The 2,237-nt window shown below is 66.5% G+C and carries 2 protein-coding genes and 1 pseudogene; 2 read left to right on the top strand and 1 reads right to left on the bottom strand.

Going from position 1 to position 2,237, the window contains the following annotated elements:
- Nucleotides 1–171: pseudogene (locus ACXJKR_RS30305) on the bottom strand (dihydrodipicolinate synthase family protein); the annotation flags it as partial.
- Nucleotides 172–388: 217 nt separating this feature from the next.
- Between ACXJKR_RS30305 and ACXJKR_RS30300 the strand changes: the two are divergent.
- Together ACXJKR_RS30300 and ACXJKR_RS30295 are read left to right on the top strand one after the other, a co-directional pair.
- Complete coding sequence (locus ACXJKR_RS30300; RefSeq protein WP_457326003.1) at nucleotides 389–1,153, top strand: SDR family NAD(P)-dependent oxidoreductase; 765 nt, start codon at nucleotides 389–391, stop codon at nucleotides 1,151–1,153.
- Nucleotides 1,153–2,214, top strand: a complete 1,062-nt coding sequence (locus ACXJKR_RS30295) for an aldose epimerase family protein (RefSeq protein WP_457326002.1) — start codon at nucleotides 1,153–1,155, stop codon at nucleotides 2,212–2,214. The genes ACXJKR_RS30300 and ACXJKR_RS30295 overlap by 1 nt, the downstream gene beginning before the upstream one ends.
- Nucleotides 2,215–2,237 lie beyond the last annotated feature (23 nt).

The following is a 2,237-nucleotide window of genomic DNA, read 5'->3' as shown; positions in this document are numbered from 1 at the left end:
CACGAACTGTTCGGAGAAGTTGGCGAGGATGCACAGGCCCGTGGAGCCGGCGTCGATCATGAAGTCGACGCAGCGCAGCTGGCCGGGAACGTCCAGCGTGCCGTCGGCGTGGAAGATGGTCGGTACGACGGGGAAGACGCCGCGATAAGGACGACTGGTGGAGGCGCTCATGGTGCGGGCCCTTGTCTCTGAAGTTGGTTCAAGCGCCGGCTGGYGGCRCAAGGCTGGCTGTCATCGCCGGCATGCCTCTCATTAAAGTATGACTATTTACCCTTGATTATCGGGGTTAACCCGAAATTCGCCGGCTTTGCAAACAAAATAGTATGACTAATAATCCATCTACCGCCCGGCCAAAGCAGCTGGGCCGCCTATCGCAGGAGACAGTCTGATGAGTTCTTACGCCCGCTACCCCAGCCTCCAGGACCGCGGCGTCCTGATCACCGGCGGGGCCACCGGCATCGGTGAAACGCTGGTGGAGACGTTTGCCGAACAGGGCGCCAAGGTGGCCTTCATCGACCTGGCCGCCGACGAGGGCAACGCGCTCGCGGCCCGCCTGGCTGGTTCGCGCCACGCGCCTCAGTTCATGGCGGCGGACCTGTCCAACGTCGATTCCCTGCGCGGGGCCATCGCCGGGTTGCGCGAGCGCAGCGGCCCGTTCACGGTGCTGCTCAACAACGCCGCCAACGACAAGCGCCACGCCGTCGAAGAGACGACGCCCGAGTTCTGGGACGCCAGCGTGGCCGTCAACATCAAGCACCAGTTCTTCACTGCGCAAGCCGTGCTGCCAGACATGAAGGCGGCGGGCTTTGGTTCCATCATCAACTTCGGCTCCATCAGCTGGATGCTCAAGCAGGGCGGCATGCCGGCGTACACGGCGAGCAAGGCGGCGGCGCAGGGCCTGACGCGCTGCCTGGCACGCGACCTTGGCCCGCACAAGATCCGCGTCAACACGCTGGTGCCCGGCTGGGTGATGACCGAGAAGCAATTGAAGCTCTGGGTCACCGAAGAGACCAAGGTCGAGATCGCCAAGGGCCAGTGCATCGACGCGCCGCTGATGCCGCAGCACATCGCCAGCATGGCGCTGTTCCTGGCGGCCGACGACAGCGCCATGTGCACGGCGCAGGACTTCATCGTCGACGGCGGGTGGGCGTGATGCAGCGCCGCGACTACGGCGTGCTGGCCGACGGCCGGCCGGTGCATGAATACACGCTGACCAACGGGCTGGGCCTGGCGCTGACGGCCATCACGCTGGGCGGCATCGTCAACGGCCTGTGGGTCCCGGATCGGGAGGGCCGCATCGACAACGTCGTGCTCGGCTTCGACAACCTCACAGACTACGCCCTTCGCAACCCCTTCTTCGGCGCCATCGTCGGCCGCTACGGCAATCGCATCGCCGGCGCCAGCTTCGAGCTGGACGGCGAAACCCACACACTGTCCCGCAACAACGGCCCCAACTGCCTGCACGGCGGCACCGAGGGCTTCGGCCACCGGCTGTGGGCTGCCGAGCCTGTCGAGCCCCGCGCCGGCGAGGCTGAGGCACTGCTGTTCACCCTCACCAGCCCGCACGGCGATCAGGGCTTCCCCGGCGAGCTCAAGGTCAGCGTGCGCTATTCGCTGAGCGCGACGGACAACAGCTGGCGCATCGACTACGAAGCCACGACCGACCGCGCCACCGTCGTCAACTTGACGCATCACAACTACTTCAACCTGGCCGGCGAGGGCAGCGCGCTGCGCCACCGCCTGTGCATTCCCGCCTCGCGTTACAGCGAGGTCAATGAGCACCTGATCCCGCAGCGCCACGCCGCGGTCGAGGGCACGCCCTTCGACTTCCGCTCGCCCACCGCCATCGTCGCCCGCATCCGCCAGGCGTACCCGCAGCTGCTGCGCGCCAAGGGCTATGACCACAACTGGTTGCTCGACGGCGATCTGGACGCCGACGGCCTGCGCCCCGCCGCCACGCTGGAAGACCCCCACTCCGGCCGCCGCATGGACATGCTGACCAGCGAGCCGGCGATCCAGTTCTATTCGGGCAATTTCCTCGACGGCAGCCTGTGCGGTCCCTGCGGACGCATCTACCGCCAGGGCGATGGCGTGTGCCTGGAGACCCAGCACAACCCCGACTCACCGCACCACGAAGCCAGCAGCGACTGGCCCACCACCGTGCTGAGGCCCGGCGAGGTGTGGCGCAGCACCACAATCCATCGCTTCTCCTGACCGCTAAGAGAACGCCATGGACC

It is taken from the genome of Roseateles sp. P5_E11 (assembly GCF_054049355.1).
This window is presented reverse-complemented; position numbering and strand designations above follow the sequence as displayed.

Coding starts and splice junctions, on each gene's coding strand:
- ACXJKR_RS30300 (WP_457326003.1), top strand. CDS start 389: ATGAGTTCTTACGCCCGCTACCCCAGCCTCCAGGACCGCGGCGTCCTG.
- ACXJKR_RS30295 (WP_457326002.1), top strand. CDS start 1,153: ATGCAGCGCCGCGACTACGGCGTGCTGGCCGACGGCCGGCCGGTGCAT.